At 64.1% G+C, this 16540-nt stretch carries 14 protein-coding genes; 1 reads left to right on the forward strand and 13 read right to left on the reverse strand.

The window, feature by feature from the left end; genetic code table 11:
- Nucleotides 1–3 precede the first annotated feature (3 nt).
- The gene (gene pgl / locus ACVWZT_RS03855) at nucleotides 4–717 is read right to left on the reverse strand and encodes a 6-phosphogluconolactonase (RefSeq protein WP_296230996.1); all 714 of its coding nucleotides are present in this window, start codon (nucleotides 715–717) and stop codon (nucleotides 4–6) included.
- Nucleotides 704–2173 (reverse strand): glucose-6-phosphate dehydrogenase, encoded by a 1470-nt coding sequence (zwf, locus tag ACVWZT_RS03860; RefSeq protein ID WP_457468248.1) that lies wholly within the window; start codon nucleotides 2171–2173, stop codon nucleotides 704–706. Before zwf ends, pgl begins: the two co-directional genes overlap by 14 nt.
- Nucleotides 2174–2385: 212 nt before the next feature.
- Between zwf and hexR the strand changes: the two genes are divergently transcribed.
- Nucleotides 2386–3249, forward strand: a complete 864-nt coding sequence (gene hexR, locus ACVWZT_RS03865; protein ID WP_169774905.1) for a DNA-binding transcriptional regulator HexR — start codon at nucleotides 2386–2388, stop codon at nucleotides 3247–3249.
- Here hexR and ACVWZT_RS03870 read toward each other — a convergent pair.
- The 11 genes from ACVWZT_RS03870 to edd all read right to left on the reverse strand — a co-directional run bounded on the left by ACVWZT_RS03870 (nucleotide 3242) and on the right by edd (nucleotide 16483).
- The gene (locus ACVWZT_RS03870; protein WP_296230999.1) at nucleotides 3242–4096 is read right to left on the reverse strand and encodes a D-hexose-6-phosphate mutarotase; all 855 of its coding nucleotides are present in this window, start codon (nucleotides 4094–4096) and stop codon (nucleotides 3242–3244) included. The genes hexR and ACVWZT_RS03870 overlap by 8 nt on opposite strands.
- Nucleotides 4097–4212: 116 nt before the next feature.
- The gene (locus tag ACVWZT_RS03875; RefSeq protein ID WP_225780593.1) at nucleotides 4213–5556 is read right to left on the reverse strand and encodes a carbohydrate porin; all 1344 of its coding nucleotides are present in this window, start codon (nucleotides 5554–5556) and stop codon (nucleotides 4213–4215) included.
- Nucleotides 5557–5597: 41 nt separating this feature from the next.
- Complete coding sequence (locus tag ACVWZT_RS03880) at nucleotides 5598–6752, reverse strand: ABC transporter ATP-binding protein (protein ID WP_296231000.1); 1155 nt, start codon at nucleotides 6750–6752, stop codon at nucleotides 5598–5600.
- Nucleotides 6753–6755: 3 nt separating this feature from the next.
- Entirely contained in the window at nucleotides 6756–7601 is an 846-nt protein-coding gene (locus ACVWZT_RS03885; protein ID WP_225780591.1) for a carbohydrate ABC transporter permease, read from the reverse strand.
- A complete protein-coding gene (locus ACVWZT_RS03890) occupies nucleotides 7594–8502 on the reverse strand; it encodes a carbohydrate ABC transporter permease (RefSeq protein ID WP_225780590.1) in 909 nt (302 codons plus the stop codon). The genes ACVWZT_RS03885 and ACVWZT_RS03890 overlap by 8 nt, the downstream gene beginning before the upstream one ends.
- Before the next feature lie 182 nt (nucleotides 8503–8684).
- Entirely contained in the window at nucleotides 8685–9983 is a 1299-nt protein-coding gene (locus ACVWZT_RS03895; RefSeq protein ID WP_457468250.1) for an ABC transporter substrate-binding protein, read from the reverse strand.
- Between the two features lie 104 nt (nucleotides 9984–10087).
- Nucleotides 10088–11338 (reverse strand): D-mannose isomerase, encoded by a 1251-nt coding sequence (locus ACVWZT_RS03900; protein WP_457468251.1) that lies wholly within the window; start codon nucleotides 11336–11338, stop codon nucleotides 10088–10090.
- Between the two features lie 128 nt (nucleotides 11339–11466).
- Nucleotides 11467–12921 (reverse strand): ATP-binding protein, encoded by a 1455-nt coding sequence (locus ACVWZT_RS03905; protein ID WP_457468253.1) that lies wholly within the window; start codon nucleotides 12919–12921, stop codon nucleotides 11467–11469.
- Complete coding sequence (gene gltR, locus ACVWZT_RS03910; protein WP_296231009.1) at nucleotides 12902–13627, reverse strand: two-component system response regulator GltR; 726 nt, start codon at nucleotides 13625–13627, stop codon at nucleotides 12902–12904. The genes ACVWZT_RS03905 and gltR overlap by 20 nt, the downstream gene beginning before the upstream one ends.
- 73 nt (nucleotides 13628–13700) lie before the next feature.
- Nucleotides 13701–14660: a glucokinase gene (locus ACVWZT_RS03915; protein ID WP_296231010.1), complete on the reverse strand. Its 960-nt coding sequence runs from the start codon at nucleotides 14658–14660 to the stop codon at nucleotides 13701–13703.
- On the reverse strand, nucleotides 14657–16483 hold the full coding sequence (edd, locus tag ACVWZT_RS03920) for a phosphogluconate dehydratase (RefSeq protein WP_296231011.1): 1827 nt from the start codon (nucleotides 16481–16483) through the stop codon (nucleotides 14657–14659). Before edd ends, ACVWZT_RS03915 begins: the two co-directional genes overlap by 4 nt.
- Between the last annotated feature and the right edge of the window lie 57 nt (nucleotides 16484–16540).

Below are 16540 nucleotides of genomic sequence, written 5' to 3' on the forward strand. Positions count from 1 at the left end.
GGCTCATGGGCACCAGTAGATGTCCAGGGGGGCGTGAAGAAAAGCGCGAATCGGCATTTCCGTAAGGTCGGTGCCAGCCAGCGCGGCGCGCAGGGTAGCGAGTTTGCCCTGCCCTTGCACGGACAGTGCAGTGAAAGCAGCACTGGCCAGCAACGCGCGGCTCATGGACAAGCGCTGGCGCGGTACGCTCGGTGCCAGCATAGGCAGGCAGCGACGTGGGTTGGCCAGGTCGAGGCCGGCCTCCAGGTTGGGGCTGGCGGGGAACAGCGAAGCGGTATGGCCATCGTCACCCATGCCCAGCACCAGCACATCGATCGGCGGTAGCTCGGCCAGGGCCTGGTCGGCCTTGATGGCGGCGGCGTCGAGGTTTTCCGCCTGCTGGTACAAGCCAACGAAACGGGCCTTGGCCGCTGCGCCCTTGAACAGATGGCGAGCCAGCAGGCCGGCATTGCTGTCGGCGTGCTCCACCGGCACCCAACGCTCATCGGCCAGGCTGACGGTGACCCTGGCCCAGTCGAGGTCTTCACTGGCCAGCTGTTCGAGGAACGGTACCGGGCTGCGACCGCCAGACAGCACCACGCAGGCCTGCCCCTTGCTGGCGATCGCCTCGCGCAGGCGTGCAGCCACGTCATGCGCCTGGCGCACGGCCAGGGCCTCGGCATTGGCCAGCTCGTGCACGTTCACCGAGCCTGGCAGTTTCAGTTCAGATATCCCCATACCACGCCCTCCCGTCGCGTGTGATCAGAGCAATCGAGCTCATCGGCCCCCAGGAACCGGCCGCATAAGGTTTGGGCGCATCGCCCGCATTACGCCAGCCGGCAATCAACTGGTCGCACCACTTCCAGGCATATTCGATTTCATCCTTGCGCACGAACAGGTTCTGGTTGCCGCGCATCACCTCGAGCAACAACCGCTCATAGGCATCCGGAATCCTCGCGCTGCGCCAGGTGTCGGAAAAATTCAGTTGCAACGGGCCGCTGCGCAGTTGCATGCCCTTGTCCAGGCCCTGCTCCTTGGTCATTACCCGCAAGGAAATGCCTTCGTCCGGTTGCAGGCGGATGATCAGCTTGTTACCGATCTGCAAACGCTGTTCCGGAGCGAAGATATAGTGCGGGGTTTCCTTGAAATGGATGACGATCTGCGACAGTTTCTGCGGCATGCGCTTGCCGGTGCGCAGGTAGAACGGCACGCCGGACCAGCGCCAGTTGCGGATGTCGGCACGCAGGGCGACAAAGGTTTCTGTGTCGCTCTGGGCGTTGGCGTTGTCTTCCTCGAGGTAGCCGGGCACCGGCTTGCCATCGCTGTAGCCGGCAATGTACTGGCCGCGCACCACACGGGTGCTCAGCCCCTCACCCGTGATCGGTGCCAGGGCCTTGAGCACCTTGACTTTCTCGTCACGGATAGCATCGGCAGACAGTTCGCTGGGCGGGTCCATGGCGATCAGGCACAACAGCTGCAACAGGTGGTTCTGGATCATGTCGCGCAGTTGACCGGCCTTGTCGAAGTAACCCCAGCGGCCTTCGATACCGACCTTCTCGGCGACGGTAATCTCCACATGGGAGATGGAGTTCTGGTTCCACTGGGTTTCGAACAGGCTGTTGGCGAAGCGCAGGGCGATCAGGTTCTGCACCGTCTCCTTGCCCAGATAATGGTCGATGCGGTAGACCCGGTTCTCGGGGAAGAACCGCGCCACGGCGTCGTTGACCCGGCGCGACGACTCCAGGTCGTGGCCGATGGGCTTCTCCAGCACTACCCGGGTGCGCTCGGCCAGACCGGCCTTGTCGAGGTTCTCGCAGATGGCGCCATATACCGCCGCCGCCGTGGCGAAATAGGCAATCAGCGGCAGCTCGCCCTGCAACTGCTCGGCCAGGGCTTGATAGCCCTCGGGCTGGAGGAAGTCCAGGTGCTGGTAGCTCAGGCGGGCAAGGAAGCGCCCTAGCGCGGCGGGCTCTATGTCAGCCTCGGGCACATGCCGGCGCAGGTGCGCTTCGATACTGTCCAGGTGGTCCTGTGCCGTTCCGGCCTCACGGGCCAATGCCAGCAGGCGGGTATCCGGGTGCAACAGGTTGGCCCGGTCGAGCTGGTAAAGCGCTGGAAACAGCTTGCGCAATGCCAGGTCGCCGAGGGCGCCAAACAGGGCAAAGGTGCAAGGTTCGACACTGATCGCAGCCATGATGTTGGTTCTTTCCCAAAGTTGGTCTAGGAATACCGCTTTCACATACGGTTTTCAAGGGATAATGTAGTAAAAACCACAACATTCGACACTAGTGTTACAGACAAGTGGTACGCCAACCGCGCCGACAGTACGATAGACGACCGTGCAAAAAGCCTGCTGCTCCCACAGCCGGCTGTCTTCCCGACCCAAGGACACACCCCATGGACCGCGTGCGAAACCTCCTGGAACAGATCCAGGGACGCCTCGACGAGCTGAACAAGGCCGAACGCAAAGTCGCCGAAGTCATCCTGCTCAACCCGCAACAAGCCACCCGTTTCAGCATCGCTGCGCTGGCCCAGGCGGCCAAGGTCAGCGAACCGACCGTCAACCGCTTCTGCCGTTCGTTCGGCGTCAGCGGCTACCCCGAGCTCAAGCTGCAACTGGCGCAAAGCCTGGCCAGCGGCGCCGCATACGTCAGCCGCGCGGTAGAGGCCGACGATGATCCGGCAGCCTATACCCAGAAGATCTTTGCCAGCGCCATCGCCTCGCTCGACAGCGCCTGCCAGCAACTGGACCCACAGCAGGTCAGCCGTGCCGTGGACATGATGATCCAGGCGCGGCAGATCCATTTCTTCGGCCTGGGCGCCTCTGCCCCGGTGGCGCTGGATGCCCAGCACAAGTTCTTCCGCTTCAACCTGGCGGTGTCGGCCCACGCCGACGTGCTGATGCAGCGCATGCTGGCCTCGGTTGCCCACACTGGCGACCTGTTCGTAATCATTTCCTATACCGGACGCACCCGCGAACTGGTCGAGGTGGCGCGCCTTGCCCGGGAAAACGGCGCCTCGGTGCTGGGCCTGACGGCCGCCGGTTCGCCATTGGCCAATGCCTGCAGCCTGAGCCTGCATATTCCGTTGCCGGAAGACACCGATATCTACATGCCGATGACTTCGCGGATCATCCAGCTGACCGTGCTCGATGTGCTGGCCACTGGCATGACCTTGCGCCGTGGCGTGGACTTCCAGCCACACCTGCGCAAGATCAAGGAAAGCCTCAACGCCAGCCGCTACCCGATCGAGGACGACGAACTCAACTGAGCCGGTGCGCCTGCAAACGCAAGTGGGCACGCTGCCCCGGCGCCAGGCTCAGGCCTTCGCCACTGCCGCTGGCGGCCTCGACGCAGACGAAACGCTGGCATTCGCGGCCGCTCACCCCCATCAGCGGGCGATTGCCCGGGTGCCAGACCACGGTGTCGTCACTGTCGCCAGTATCGATGCACAATTCACGTTGCCAGGCCGGGTCCTGCAGCTGTACCCGTGGCGTACCGGGGTAGACCCTCTGGCAGCCGCCCTTGAGCTTCAGCGCGCCATCCTCGCGGCATGCCTGGCGGTTGAGGCGGTCGTAGCCTTCGATGTCCTCGAGCCCGGACAGCGCTATCTCGGACACGTCACTGATACACCAGTAGGCCAGCAGGGCATGACTCAACTGGCAGGGTTCGCTGTCCTGGTGCTCGGTGCTCAGGCTCAGCTCCATGCGACTGCCCAGCCGGGCATGCAGGTCGACCTGCCAGTCGCACAGGTCCAGCCGCCATTTCAGGGTAACGCCCTCCTCGTCCTCGCGGCTGTCGACCAGTTTCCAGTCCAGCAGGCGCGCCCAGCCATGGGCCGGCCACAGGTCTTCGCTGGGATGACGGCCATACCAAGGCCAGCACACCGGCACACCACCGCGGATCGCCCCGACCTGTGGCCACTGCTCGGCACACCACAGCCAGGGCCGTTCGCCGGCTGGCTGGAAATGCAGCAGTTGCGCGCCCTGGCGGCTGAACACAGCCTGGCAGCGTGGGTGGTCGATGATCAGCACATCGCGCTGCTGGTAACGCTCCCACTCGAATGTCGGCCGAGGCCGCTGCGAGGTGAAGAAGCGATGAAGCGGATGTTCGGGCATGTTCAGGGCTCTTGTTGTTTGAGACAGCGCTATCTCGGCCTATCCCCGATACCCACTGCAAGCCAGTGGGTGCCGGGGGCCGAAATGGGATTGGCGTAAATTTACAACAATTGCCCTTAGAATGACGACTGAATCTTCAACCCTGCGACCAGCGCATTGTCCACCTCGTCGACCCCGCCGGGGCTCTTGATGTACTGCAGGTTGGGCCGCACGGTCAGCCAGTTGGTGACGTGGAAGCCGTAATAGAGTTCGGCGTTGTACTCGGTGCGTTGCAGCGGCACGAAGCCGGGGTTGTCGTAATCGTCGATACCGCTTTGGGCGTTCAGCAGCTCGGCGCGCTTCTTCACATCGTCATTCACATGAATGCGTGCCACGCCGAAGCCGATATCGTCCTTGGGCCGGGCGTCGAAGGCGCCTTTGTAGACCAACCCGACCTGCTGGTAGTTGTCGACCACGTTGGTGGCTTTGTCGTGCACGGTGAAGTTGGCGAACAGGCTCAGGCCACGGTTGACATCGCCAGCGTGGGCAGTCACCTGCTGCTGGGCCACGACCCACCAGCCATGCTTGCTGGAGTGCGACTTGAAGGCTTCGCCAGTCAGCGCCTGCGGGTTGCCGTTGACATCGTCGAATACATCATCGGCCTTGGCCGTGCTGTAGTAGTAACCCAGGCGGTACTCACCGGGCAGGCCATTGACCTTGGGTGACCACACCGCTTCCACCGGCAGTATCGCGCCTTTGGTGCCGCTGCCGCTAAGCTTGAAGCCGTTGCCGGTTTCCAGGTTGGAAGGGTTTTGCTCGAAGGCACCGACCTGGACGAAGAATTCCGGGGTGATGTTGTACTTGACCCGCAGGGCCCACTGGCTCACCGGCCAGTTGTACCAGATGCCACCGACCCAGTTGCCCACCTGCGAGCCGCAGAAGGCCAGGTTCTGGAAGTCGCAAGGGAAGCTGTTGAAATCCTCGCCTTCGCCGAAGCGGCCGAATTTCACGTCCAGCGCGCCGTCGAAGTATTTCTGCTTGATCCACATCTGGGTCAGGCGCCAGGTCTGGCCGCGGCCCCACACTTCCTGCACCGAGCTGAACTGCCCGGCGCGCGGGTCGCTGATGCGGTCGTTGGACAGGTTGCGGCCACTGCGCTCGGTGATTGCCAGTTTGAACTCGGCATCGTGCCAGCCGAGAATCTTCTGCAGGTCCAGGTGTGCACCAAGCGCGAACTGGTCGCTGTAGCGCGCGGTCTTGTCATCGTTGTAGCCGCCGTGCAGGTTACCGGCTACCTCACCGACGTAATCCAGGGTGAAGTCATAGCCCTTTTCCAGCAACTCGGTGCGGGTGCCGCCCCAGTCGCCGGTCATCCACTTCGATTCGCTGGAAAAGGCCTCGGCAGCCTGCGCGCCGCTGCTGCCAACGATGGCAAGCAAGGCCAGCGAGCCCAATGTCCTGATGCGTTTGCGCTGTTCCATCCCTTTGCGTCCTCTTTTTTCTTATTGATGGTGTAGACGAATCAACGGCCCTTGAAGTGAGCCACGTTGTCCTTTACTGCGGCGGCGGAGCTGGCCAGGTGCAGGCGCTCGCCGCTGTCGGCGTCGAACAGCAGCACCCGGGCCGGGTCGAACTGCAAGTTCAGGTTGTCACCTACCTGGCACGTCACATCCGGCGCCAGGCGGCAGCAGACCTTGGTCTGGTTGAGGGTGACGAACACCAGCAGGTCCGGCCCGGTAGGCTCGGTCACTTGCACCTCGGCACGGATGCCAGGCAAGCCGTTGCCCTCCCCGTTGCCCAGCGCGATCTGCTCGGGACGGATGCCTAGAATGATCTCGCGCCCCTCGAGCTCGTCGGCCGCCAGCCCCAAAGGCAGTTCGCAGCGTGCCTGGCCGCTGTCGAGCAGCGCCAGCAGGCGACCATCCTGTTTGGCCAGGCGGGCCGGGATGAAGTTCATCGGCGGCGAACCGATGAAGCTGGCGACAAACTGGTTGGCCGGGTTGTTGTAGATCTGTTGCGGAGTGCCGAACTGCTGGATGATGCCGTCCTTCATCACCGCCACCTTGTCACCCAGGGTCATGGCCTCGATCTGGTCATGCGTGACGTACACGGTGGTGGTCTTCAGGCGCTGATGCATCAGCTTCATTTCGGTGCGCATCTCGACGCGCAGCTTGGCATCGAGGTTGGACAGCGGTTCATCGAACAGGTAGATCTTCGGCCGCCGCGCCAGCGCCCGGCCCATGGCCACGCGCTGCTGCTGGCCGCCAGACAGCTGGGCCGGTTTGCGCGCCAGCAGATGCTCGATCTGCAGCAGCTTGGCCACCCGTGCCACCTCCTCGTCGATGGCAGCCTGGGGCAGCTTGCGTATCTTCAGGCCGAACTCGATGTTCTCGCGCACGCTCATGGTCGGGTACAGCGCATAGGACTGGAACACCATGGCGATGTCGCGGTCCTTCGGGCTCATGCCGCTGACATCCTGCTGGTCGATGAGGATCGCACCGCCGGTGATCTGCTCCAGGCCGGCAATGCAGTTCATCAGGGTCGACTTGCCGCAGCCCGACGGGCCGACCAGGATCAGGAACTCGCCATCCTTGATCGACAGCTGGATATCCTTGAGGGTGTCCGGCAGGCCACTGCCGTAGGTCTTGTTCACATTGCGAAGTTCGAGCGTTGCCATGACTTACCCCTTTACCGCGCCAGCCGTCAGGCCGCGAACGAAATATTTGCCTGCCACCACGTACACCAGCAGGGTTGGCAGGCCGGCGATCATCGCCGCTGCCATGTCGACGTTGTATTCCTTGGCCCCGGTACTGGTGTTGACCAGGTTGTTCAAGGCCACGGTGATCGGTTGCGAGTCGCCGCTGGAGAACACCACGCCAAACAGGAAGTCGTTCCAGATCTGGGTGAATTGCCAGATCAGGCAGACCATGATGATTGGCGTGGACATCGGCAGGATGATGCGGCGGAAGATGGTGAAGAACCCGGCGCCATCCAGCCGCGCAGCCTTGACCAGCGCATCAGGGATGCTGACGTAGAAGTTGCGGAAGAACAGTGTGGTGAAGGCCAGGCCATAGACCACGTGCACCAGTACCAGGCCGCTGGTGGTGCTGGCCAGGCCGAGCTTGCCGAGGGTGAACGAGGCCGGCAGCAGCACGGTCTGGAACGGCAGGAAGCAGCCGAACAGCAGCAGGCCGAAGAACAGCTGCGAGCCGCGGAAGCGCCACATCGACAGCACATAGCCGTTCAGCGCACCGATCGCGGTGGAGATCAGTACCGCCGGCACGGTGATCATGATCGAGTTCCAGAAGTAACCGCTGACCGTGGCCCAGGCCTTGGCCCACCCGATACCACTGAACACCACCGGCCAGCTCAGCAGGTTGCCGGTGCTGATATCGTCCGGGGTCTTGAAGCTGGTCAGCAGCATCACCACCAGCGGCACCAGGTACAGCAACACGGCCAGCAACAATACCGCGTGGATGGCGATGCGGCTGAGGCTCAGCACCGGTTTGTCGACAGGGCTATGCATGGCGCTTGCTCCGCAGCTCCGAGTACAGGTAAGGCACGAGGATCGCCAGGATCGCCCCGAGCATGAGAATGGCGCTGGCCGAACCCATGCCCATCTGCCCGCGGCTGAAGGTGAACGAATACATGAACATCGCCGGCAGGTCGGACGAATAACCCGGTCCGCCGGCGGTCATCGCCGCCACCAGGTCGAAGCTCTTGATGGCAATGTGCGCGAGAATCATCAGCGAGCTGAAGAACACCGGGCGCAGGCTGGGCAGCACCACACGCCAATAGATGCGCGGCAGGCTGGCGCCGTCGATCTGGGCGGCGCGGATGATCGACGGGTCGACACCGCGCAGGCCGGCGAGGAACATCGCCATGATGAAGCCCGATGCCTGCCAGACCGCTGCAATCACCAGGCAGTACACCACCCGGTCCGGGTCGATCAGCCAGTCCAGGCGGAACCCCTCCCAGCCCCAGTCACGCAGCAGCTTGTCCAGGCCCATGCCCGGGTTGAGCAGCCACTTCCAGGCAGTGCCTGTAACGATCATCGACAGCGCCATGGGGTACAGGTAGATGGTGCGGATGAAGCCTTCGCGGCGGATACGCTGGTCCAGCAGGACCGCCAGCAGCACGCCGATGACCAGGCTGATGGCGATGAACAGGCCGCCGAACAGCAGCAGGTTCTTGCTCGCCACCCACCAGCGGTCATTGTCGAACAGCCGGGCGTACTGGGCCAGGCCGGCCCACTTGTAGGTCGGCAGGAAGGTCGACGTGGTGAAGGACAGGACAAAGGTCCAGAGGATGTAGCCGTAGAAGCCCACCAGGACGATGAACATGCTCGGCGCCAGCACCAGCTTGGGCAGCCAGCGCTGAAGCGCGTCCAGGGGTGAGGCCCGCAATTGGGCGGTAATTGTGCTCATGGTTCACCTCGAAGGCGCTGCACTCGCCCGTAGGAGCGGCCTTGTGTCGCGACGGGCTGCGCAGCAGACCCAAGGGACTCAAGGCCAACCCCTGACGGGAGGATCGAGTGCACAGGTATTTGGAGCTGCTGCGCAGCCCGTCGCGACGCAAGGCCGCTCCTACAACGGCAGCAGCGGCTGCTTTACTGGGCAGCCTTGATCGCCGCCGCCAGCTTCTTCGCCGCATCGGCCGGGTCGGCCTTCGGGTCGTTGATGTAGTTGGTCACCACATCGAAGAACGCGCCCTGCACGGCCAGCGTGGTGGCCATGTTGTGCGCCATGCTCGGCTGCAGCCCGCCGCTCTTGGCGTCGGCGAGGAAGTCCCTGGCGGAGGTTTGCGCGCAGGCATCGAAGCCATACTTGTCCATGTCGGCCAGCATGTCGTTGCGTACCGGAATGGAGCCCTTGTTGATGCTGAAAACTTTCTGGAAGTCCTGGCCCAGCACCTTGCGTGCGATGGCCTGCTGGCCGGCAGCGGTGCCTTCGTCGTTCTGCTTGAACACCACCAGCGAGTCGATGTTGTACAGGAACGCCTTGTCCGTGCCAGGGAATGGCACGCACTGGTAGTCCTTGCCGGCGGTTTTCTTCGCCAGGGTCCATTCGCTCTTGGCCCAGTCGCCCATGATCTGCATGCCGGCCTTGCCGTTGATGACCTTGGCCGCTTCGAGGTTCCAGTCCTGGCCCTTGCCATCCGGGTCCATGTAGGTGGCGACCTTCTTCAGCTCGGTCAACGCCTTGATCATCTGCGGGCCGGTCAGCGCCGAATTGTCGAGGTCGACCAGGGCCTTCTTGTAGCCATCGACACCCATCACCGCCAGCACCACGCTTTCGAATACGGTGCTGTCCTGCCATGGCTGGCCGCCGTGGGCGAGGGGGATGAAGCCGGCAGCCTTGAGCTTGTCGGCGGCGACATAGAATTCGTCGAGGGTGGTCGGCGCCTTGTCGATGCCGGCCTTCTTGAAGACTTCGGGGTTGATCCACAGCCAGTTGATGCGGTGGATGTTCACCGGTACGGCCACGTAGTCACCGTCATACTTCACGGTGTCGGCCACTTTCTTGTCGAGCAGCGTGTCCCACTTCTCTTCCTTGGCCACATCCTTGAGCACATCGGGGTCGAGCAGGCCGGTGGCTGCCCAGTCCTGGATGTCCGGCCCCTTGATCTGCGCGACACCCGGCGGGTTGCCCGCCACGGCGCGGCTCTTGAGCACGGTCATGGCCGTGGCACCACCGCCGCCGGCGACAGCGCCGTCCTTCCAGGTGAAGCCATCTTTCTCGACCTGGGCCTTGAGCACATCGACCGCCGCTTTTTCACCACCGGATGTCCACCAGTGCACCACCTCGACACTGCCTTTGGAATCGGCAGCGAGGGTAATCAGTGGAAACAGCGAAGCCCCGAGCGAGGCGATGGAAACAGCGGCAGCGAGACGAAACGTGGAGTTCATCGAAGCACCTTTCTTGTTGTTATGCCGTGCAAGTCGGTCGCTTGCGTTGCATTGAGTCTAAACAGCGTGCGCGCCTCGTCAGGTAACGAAGCGATGCGTGAATGTCATCGTTTGGTTACATTGCCAGCCAGGCTGCTGGCCAGGCTCGGCGCCAGCGGCAAGCCCGGCAGCAGCAATGCCTGGTAAGCGTGATAGAGGTCGGGTTTGCCCGGCCACAGCGTCCCGGCCGGCTGGTTGTGCGCATCGAGTTCGTGGTACCAGCTGCCCCCAACCAGGTCGATGAAATGACTGGCAATGAAGTCCCAGCAGCGCCGATACCACTGCTCGTATTGCGCCTCGCCGGTGCGCTGCAACAGCGCCGCCGCTGCGGCGCAGGCTTCGGCGTGCACCCAATGCAGGCGCGCCCGCACCATCGGCCGATCGGCCCAGTCCAGGGTGTAAACGAACCCCTCCGCGCCATCGACATTCCAGGCCTGCAGGCAGGCTGCATCGAACAGCGCACGGGCGTCGTCCGCCAGCCAGCCCGGCGCCTGTAGGCCGGCCCGTTCGAGGCTGGCCTCCAGGTGCAGCAGCAACCGCGCCCATTCCAAGGCATGCCCCGGCGTGGTGCCATAAGGCCGAAAGTGATCAGCCGGGTGTTCCTGGTTGTAGTGCGGCGATGGCTGCCAGAAGGCGTCGAAATGCTCGATGACGCGATAACCGTTGGCCGCGGCATGGGTATGGATGATGCGCTCGGCAACGCGCAAGGCACGTTGCAGCCACAGGTTGTCGCCCGTGACGTCTGCCAAGGCCAGGAAGGCCTCGACCGCGTGCATGTTGCTGTTGGCGCCACGGTAGGGCTCGGGCAGTTGCCAGGCGCGGGAAAAGGCCTCCCTGAGGGCCCCCTCCTCTTCGCTCCAGAAATGCGTGTCGAGTATCCGCACTGCATCTGCAAGCAGAGCGGGGGCATCGGCGGCGCCGGCCAGCACGGCCGAGCTGGCAGCCAGGGCAACGAAGGCATGCAGGTAGGCCGCCTTGCCGCTGTCGGTATCGCCATCGGGGTGGGCGAACCAGCCGCCGTAGCTGGCATCCTGCATGGCGCCGCGCAGGGCGGCGACACCGTGTTCGACATAGTCCAGGTAACCGGGCAGACCCTGCAGGTGGGCCAGTGCGAAGCAGTGGGTCATGCGCGCAGTGTTCAGGGTGTCGGCGCAGGCGCCAGGAGGAAGCTGCCCCCTGGCATCGAGGCTGCCATAGCCCTCGGGCAGTTTCGCAGCCTTGGCGAAAGCCAGCAGGCGCTGCGCTTCAGCCAGGCGCCAAGCGTTGTGGGCCGGGGTATCGAGCCAACGGATGGCAGGCAGGTTGCAGGTGTTCATGGGCCAGCTTGATCCTTGCCAGTCGTGTGCGAATTCTAGTCAGTGGGGTTGGGCGGGATGTCACGAAGGGCCGGAGGATTGTCACCATGCGGTGACATTTCGCTTGCCGGCGTCGGTACTACGAGCGCTCAGTCCATGCCTCGCGGCAGGTACAAGGTCACCCGCAACCCGCCCTCGCGAAGGTTGAGCAGACTTACCTCCCCACCATGGCTATGGGCAATGTTGCGTGCGATTCCCAATCCCAGCCCATAGCCCTGTTGCTGCCCCGCCAGGCGAAAGTGCGGCTCGAACACCTGCTCCAGCTGCTGCTCGGGCACCCCCGGGCCCTGGTCGTCTACCTGCAGCACGAAGCCCTCGGCAGTGTCGATGATGCGTAACCGAGCCCGCTCGCCGTACTTGATGGCATTGTCGATCAGGTTGCCGATGCAACGTCGCAGCGCCAGCGGCTTGCCCGGGTACGGCGCCAGCGCCCGACCTTCGAGGTTGATGCGGCCATCGCCCAGGTAAGGCTCGGCAAGGATCTCCAGTACCTGGTTGAGATCGACCGGCTCGATGTTTTCGTGGATGTCGGTGTCCTTCACGCACTGCAAGGCACCTTTTACCAGCAACTCAAGTTCATCCAGGTCCTGGCTGAACTTGGCCTGCAGACGTTCGTCCTCCAGTAGCTCGACGCGCAGGCGCAGGCGGGTGATCGGCGTGCGCAGGTCATGGGAAATGGCGCTGAACAGCTGGCTACGCTCGGTCAGGTAGCGGCTGATACGTTCGCGCATGCTGTTGAACGCCCGCCCCACTTCCACCACCTCACTACCCCCGCCTTCAGCCACCGGCGCCACATCGGCCCCCAGCGACATCTCTCGCGCGGCGCGTGCCAGGCGCTTGAGCGGCCAGCTCTGCCAGTGCACCAGCAGGCCGATGAACAACAGCAGCAAGACGGTGGTCAGCACGATGAAGCCGATCTGCTGGCGCGGCAGGCGTTCGGCTTCCAGGCTGGTATAGGGTTCGGGCAGCAGCGAGGCAATGTACAGCCACTCGCCCTCGCCCAGGCGGATCTGGGTCACCAGCACCGGCGGATTGAGCGGTTCCAGGGTCAACGAGTAGTGCGCCCATGAGCGTGGCAGCTCGTCGAGCTTGAGGCCGCTATTGAAGATGCGCAGGTCGTCGGGGCCGACGAATGCCACGGAAATTTCCATCTGCGAACCCAGGCGCTCATGCAGCACCTGCTGGAACACGTCGATCACCGCCTGCTTGCGCGGGGTGACGGGCAGCACCGGCATGTCCAACGGCTTGGCGTTGAGCGACACGAAGAAGCGCGTGCCGCCCATGCTGCGCAGCTGGTCGAGCACCATGGGCCGGTAACCCACCGGCAACGAGCGAAAGTAGCTGACGCTGGCGCTCATCGAGTGGGCCAGGCTGCTGGCGCTGGCGCGCAGGCCTTGCAGTTGGCTGGCGCGCAACTGGGCGACCCAGATGATGCTGGACAGGCCCTGGGCCAGCAGTACCACCAGCAAGGTCAGCAGCAGCATGCGCCCCAGCAGGGAGCGCGGGAGCAGCCGCCAGCGCCGCTCAGGAGCCACTGCAGACATGGGCAGCCAGCAGGTAGCCACTGCCGCGCACGGTGCGGATCAGCCGGGGGGGTTTGTCGGTATCGCGCAGGCGCTGGCGCAGGCGACTCACTGCCATGTCGACGATACGGTCCAGCGGCATCGGCTCGCGGCCGCGGGTGGCGTTGCCGATGGTGTCGCGGTCAAGGATCTGCTGGGGATGGTCGAGGAACAGCTTGAGCAGGGCGAAATCAGCACCGGAGAGCATCACCTCCTCGCCATCGCGATGGAACAGGCGGTGGCTGACCGTGTCCAGGCGCCAGTCGTCGAAAGCCAGCACCGCACCGCCCGGCGCCGCCTGGCCGAATTCGGCCCGGCGCAGCAGGGCCTTGATCCGCGCCTGCAGTTCGCGCGGGCTGAACGGTTTGCCCAGGTAGTCGTCGGCGCCCAGTTCCAGGCCAATGACTCGGTCGGCTTCGTCCGAGCTGGCAGTGAGCATGATGATCGGTACCCGTGCCTGGCGCGGGTGCTGGCGTACCCAGCGGCACAGGCTGAAGCCGTCTTCGTCGGGCAACATGACGTCGAGGATGACCAGATCAAAGGGGGTGGTCTCCAGGGCGCGGCGAAAGCCCCTGCCGTCGGCTTCGGCATGTACCTGGAAGCCGGAGCGGCTCAGGTAGGTCTGCAGCAGTTCGCGGATTTCCTGGTCGTCGTCGACCATCAGGATCGATTTACCGGCAGTGCTCAAGGTGGTCCTTCCTTTTGTCTGGTTACAGGTCTTGGTTGCCTGCTATCGGGGCTGCTGGGCGGCCTCCAGTCACCTATCCGTGATCCAGCGCTTGCTGCAAGGCCACTCCTGCCCCGAGCAACCCGGAAAATTCGGCCGTCACCAGCCAAACCGGCACGCCGGCGAAGTAGCCACTCATGCAGCCTTTGTCGGCAAAGCTGGTGGCGAACCCGCTACGCAGGAACAGCTCGGCAAAGCGCGGGATTACACCGCCGACAATATAAACCCCACCGCGCGCACCCAGGGTCAGCACATTGTTACCCGCCACTCGGCCAAGGAATCGGCAGAACTGTTCGATCACCGCCAGCGCCTGCGGTTCGCCGGCCAGCGCAGCATCGGTGATCTGCGCCGGGGTCTTGTGTCGGGGTGTGTCGCCGTCCAGTGCACAGATTGCCTGGTACAGGCGCAGCAGGCCACCGCCACTGAGCACGGTTTCGGCGCTGACGTGGCCGATCTGGGCGTGGATCTGTTGGTGGATTGCTGCTTCGCGGGCATTGCCCACCGGCAGGTCGACGTGCCCGCCCTCGCCTGGCAAGGCGCACCAACGCTCACCCACTCGCAACAGGGAGCCGACACCCAAACCGGTGCCTGGGCCAATGACCAATGCCGGGCGTGAAAGGTCGGCCTGGCCCGGGCACACTTCGCGGAACTCGCCATCGCGCAGGCGGGTCATGCCCAGCGCCATGGCGGTGAAGTCGTTGATCAACAACAACTGCTCGATCTGCAGCCGCTGGCAGAACGCCTGACGGCTCAGGCGCCAATGGTTGTTGGTGAAGCGGAACTCGTCGCCATTGACCGGCCCGGCCACCGCCAGGCAGGCAGCAGTCACGCCGCCGCGGGCGATGCCCAGGCCTTCAAGGTAAGCCTCGATGGCCTGTTCCGGGCTGGTGTAGTCCTCGGTGGCGAAGACTTTCACGGCATGTAGCTGGTTGTCACGCCATAACGCAAAACGGGCATTGGTGCCGCCGATGTCGCCAACCAGCAGGTCCTTCATTTGAGGTTCTCCAGAGCCGAGGTGAAGGCGCTGGCGCCCTGCTCTGCCGGGCTGAACGCCATGCGCATGAAGCCGAACAGCTCGCGTCCGCAGCCCAGGTCGTTGCCCTGGGGCGCTGGCGGCAGGTCGCGGCTGGCCAGTTCTTCGGCCGACACCAGTACCCGCAGCGTGCCTTCGACACCATCAACCCGCACCATATCACCGTCGCGCACCCGCGCCAGCGGGCCACCGTCATACGCCTCGGGACAGACATGAATGGCTGCCGGGATCTTGCCGGAGGCGCCGGACATGCGCCCGTCGGTGACCAGCGCGACCTTGTAGCCGCGATCCTGCAACACACCGAGGAACGGCGTGAGCTTGTGCAGTTCCGGCATGCCGTTGCAACGCGGGCCCTGGAAGCGCACCACGGCGACGAAATCACGCTCCAGCTCGCCGGCCTTGAAGGCATCGGCCAGCGACTGCTGGTCGTGGAACACGCGGGCCGGGGCTTCGACCACCTGGTGTTCCGGGGCGACCGCGGAAACCTTCATCACGCCTCGGCCAAGGTTGCCTTCCATCACCCGCAGGCCGCCTTCGGCCGAGAATGGTCGGGCCACCGGGCGCAGGATGCTTTCGTCCAGGCTGTGCTGCGGCCCTTCGCGCCACACCAGCTTGCCGTCGTCGAGGAACGGCTCCTGGGTGTAGCGACGCAGGCCATGGCCGGCCACGGTGTTGACGTCCTCGTGCAGCAGCCCGGCATCGAGCAGCTCGCGAATCAGGAAAGCCATGCCACCAGCGGCCTGGAAGTGGTTGATGTCGGCCTTGCCGTTGGGGTAGACATGGGACAGGGTCGGCACCACTTCGGAAAGGTCGGCCATGTCCTGCCAGGTCAGCTGGATCCCCGCCGCCTGGGCAATCGCCGGAATATGCAGGGTATGGTTGGTCGAGCCGCCGGTGGCGTGCAGGGCAACGATGGAGTTGACCAGCGCCTTCTCATCGACGATTTCCCCCAACGGCATGAAGTTGCCGCTGGCCTTGGTCATGCGCGTGACCTGCTGCGCGGCCTCGGCAGTGAGCGCGTCGCGCAGCGGTGTGTACGGGTTGACGAAGGAGGCGCCCGGCAGGTGCAGGCCCATCACCTCCATCACCAGCTGGTTGGTGTTGGCCGTGCCGTAGAAGGTACAGGTGCCCGGGCTGTGGTAGGACTTCATTTCCGATTCCAGCAGTTCCTCGCGGCTGGCCTTGCCCTCGGCGTAGCGTTGGCGCACGTCGGCCTTCTGCTTGTTGGAAATACCGGAAACCATCGGCCCACCGGGGACAAAGATGGTCGGCAGGTGGCCAAAGCGCAGTGCGCCCATCATCAGCCCGGGGACGATCTTGTCGCAGATGCCCAGCATCAGCGCGGCGTCGAACATGTTGTGCGACAAGGCCACGGCGGTGGACATGGCGATCACTTCACGGCTGGCAATCGCCAACTCCATGCCCGGCTCGCCCTGGGTCACGCCGTCGCACATCGCCGGTACGCCACCGGCGAACTGGCCGACCGAACCGACCTCGCGCAGGGCTTGCTTGATCTGCTCGGGGAAGTGCAGGTACGGCTGGTGCGCCGAGAGCATGTCGTTGTAGGCCGAGACGATGGCCACGTTGGCCGCATTCATCAGGCGCAGGGTCTGCTTGTCCTCGCTGCCGCAACCGGCCACGCCGTGGGCGAAGTTGGCGCATTGCAGGCTGGCACGCATGGGGCCTTCACTGGCCGCGCCGCGAATCAGCTGCAGGTAGCGTTCGCGGGTGGCACGGCTGCGCTCGACCAGCCGCTGGGTGACCTCAAGGATGCGCGGATGCATGTACTGGACTCCAGGCTAATTGTAAGGGCGGTTTACCAGGCATTTTCCCTCCAAACG

The sequence above is a fragment of the Pseudomonas sp. TE21394 genome, assembly GCF_054057835.1.

Bases quoted from the DNA above. Each gene is read 5' to 3' on its own strand.
- pgl (WP_296230996.1), bottom strand. From the start codon at position 717: ATGGGGATATCTGAACTGAAACTGCCAGGCTCGGTGAACGTGCACGAG.
- zwf (WP_457468248.1), bottom strand. From the start codon at position 2,173: ATGGCTGCGATCAGTGTCGAACCTTGCACCTTTGCCCTGTTTGGCGCC.
- ACVWZT_RS03870 (WP_296230999.1), bottom strand. From the start codon at position 4,096: ATGCCCGAACATCCGCTTCATCGCTTCTTCACCTCGCAGCGGCCTCGG.
- ACVWZT_RS03875 (WP_225780593.1), bottom strand. From the start codon at position 5,556: ATGGAACAGCGCAAACGCATCAGGACATTGGGCTCGCTGGCCTTGCTT.
- ACVWZT_RS03880 (WP_296231000.1), bottom strand. From the start codon at position 6,752: ATGGCAACGCTCGAACTTCGCAATGTGAACAAGACCTACGGCAGTGGC.
- ACVWZT_RS03885 (WP_225780591.1), bottom strand. From the start codon at position 7,601: ATGCATAGCCCTGTCGACAAACCGGTGCTGAGCCTCAGCCGCATCGCC.
- ACVWZT_RS03890 (WP_225780590.1), bottom strand. From the start codon at position 8,502: ATGAGCACAATTACCGCCCAATTGCGGGCCTCACCCCTGGACGCGCTT.
- ACVWZT_RS03895 (WP_457468250.1), bottom strand. From the start codon at position 9,983: ATGAACTCCACGTTTCGTCTCGCTGCCGCTGTTTCCATCGCCTCGCTC.
- ACVWZT_RS03900 (WP_457468251.1), bottom strand. From the start codon at position 11,338: ATGAACACCTGCAACCTGCCTGCCATCCGTTGGCTCGATACCCCGGCC.
- ACVWZT_RS03905 (WP_457468253.1), bottom strand. From the start codon at position 12,921: ATGTCTGCAGTGGCTCCTGAGCGGCGCTGGCGGCTGCTCCCGCGCTCC.
- ACVWZT_RS03915 (WP_296231010.1), bottom strand. From the start codon at position 14,660: ATGAAGGACCTGCTGGTTGGCGACATCGGCGGCACCAATGCCCGTTTT.
- edd (WP_296231011.1), bottom strand. From the start codon at position 16,483: ATGCATCCGCGCATCCTTGAGGTCACCCAGCGGCTGGTCGAGCGCAGC.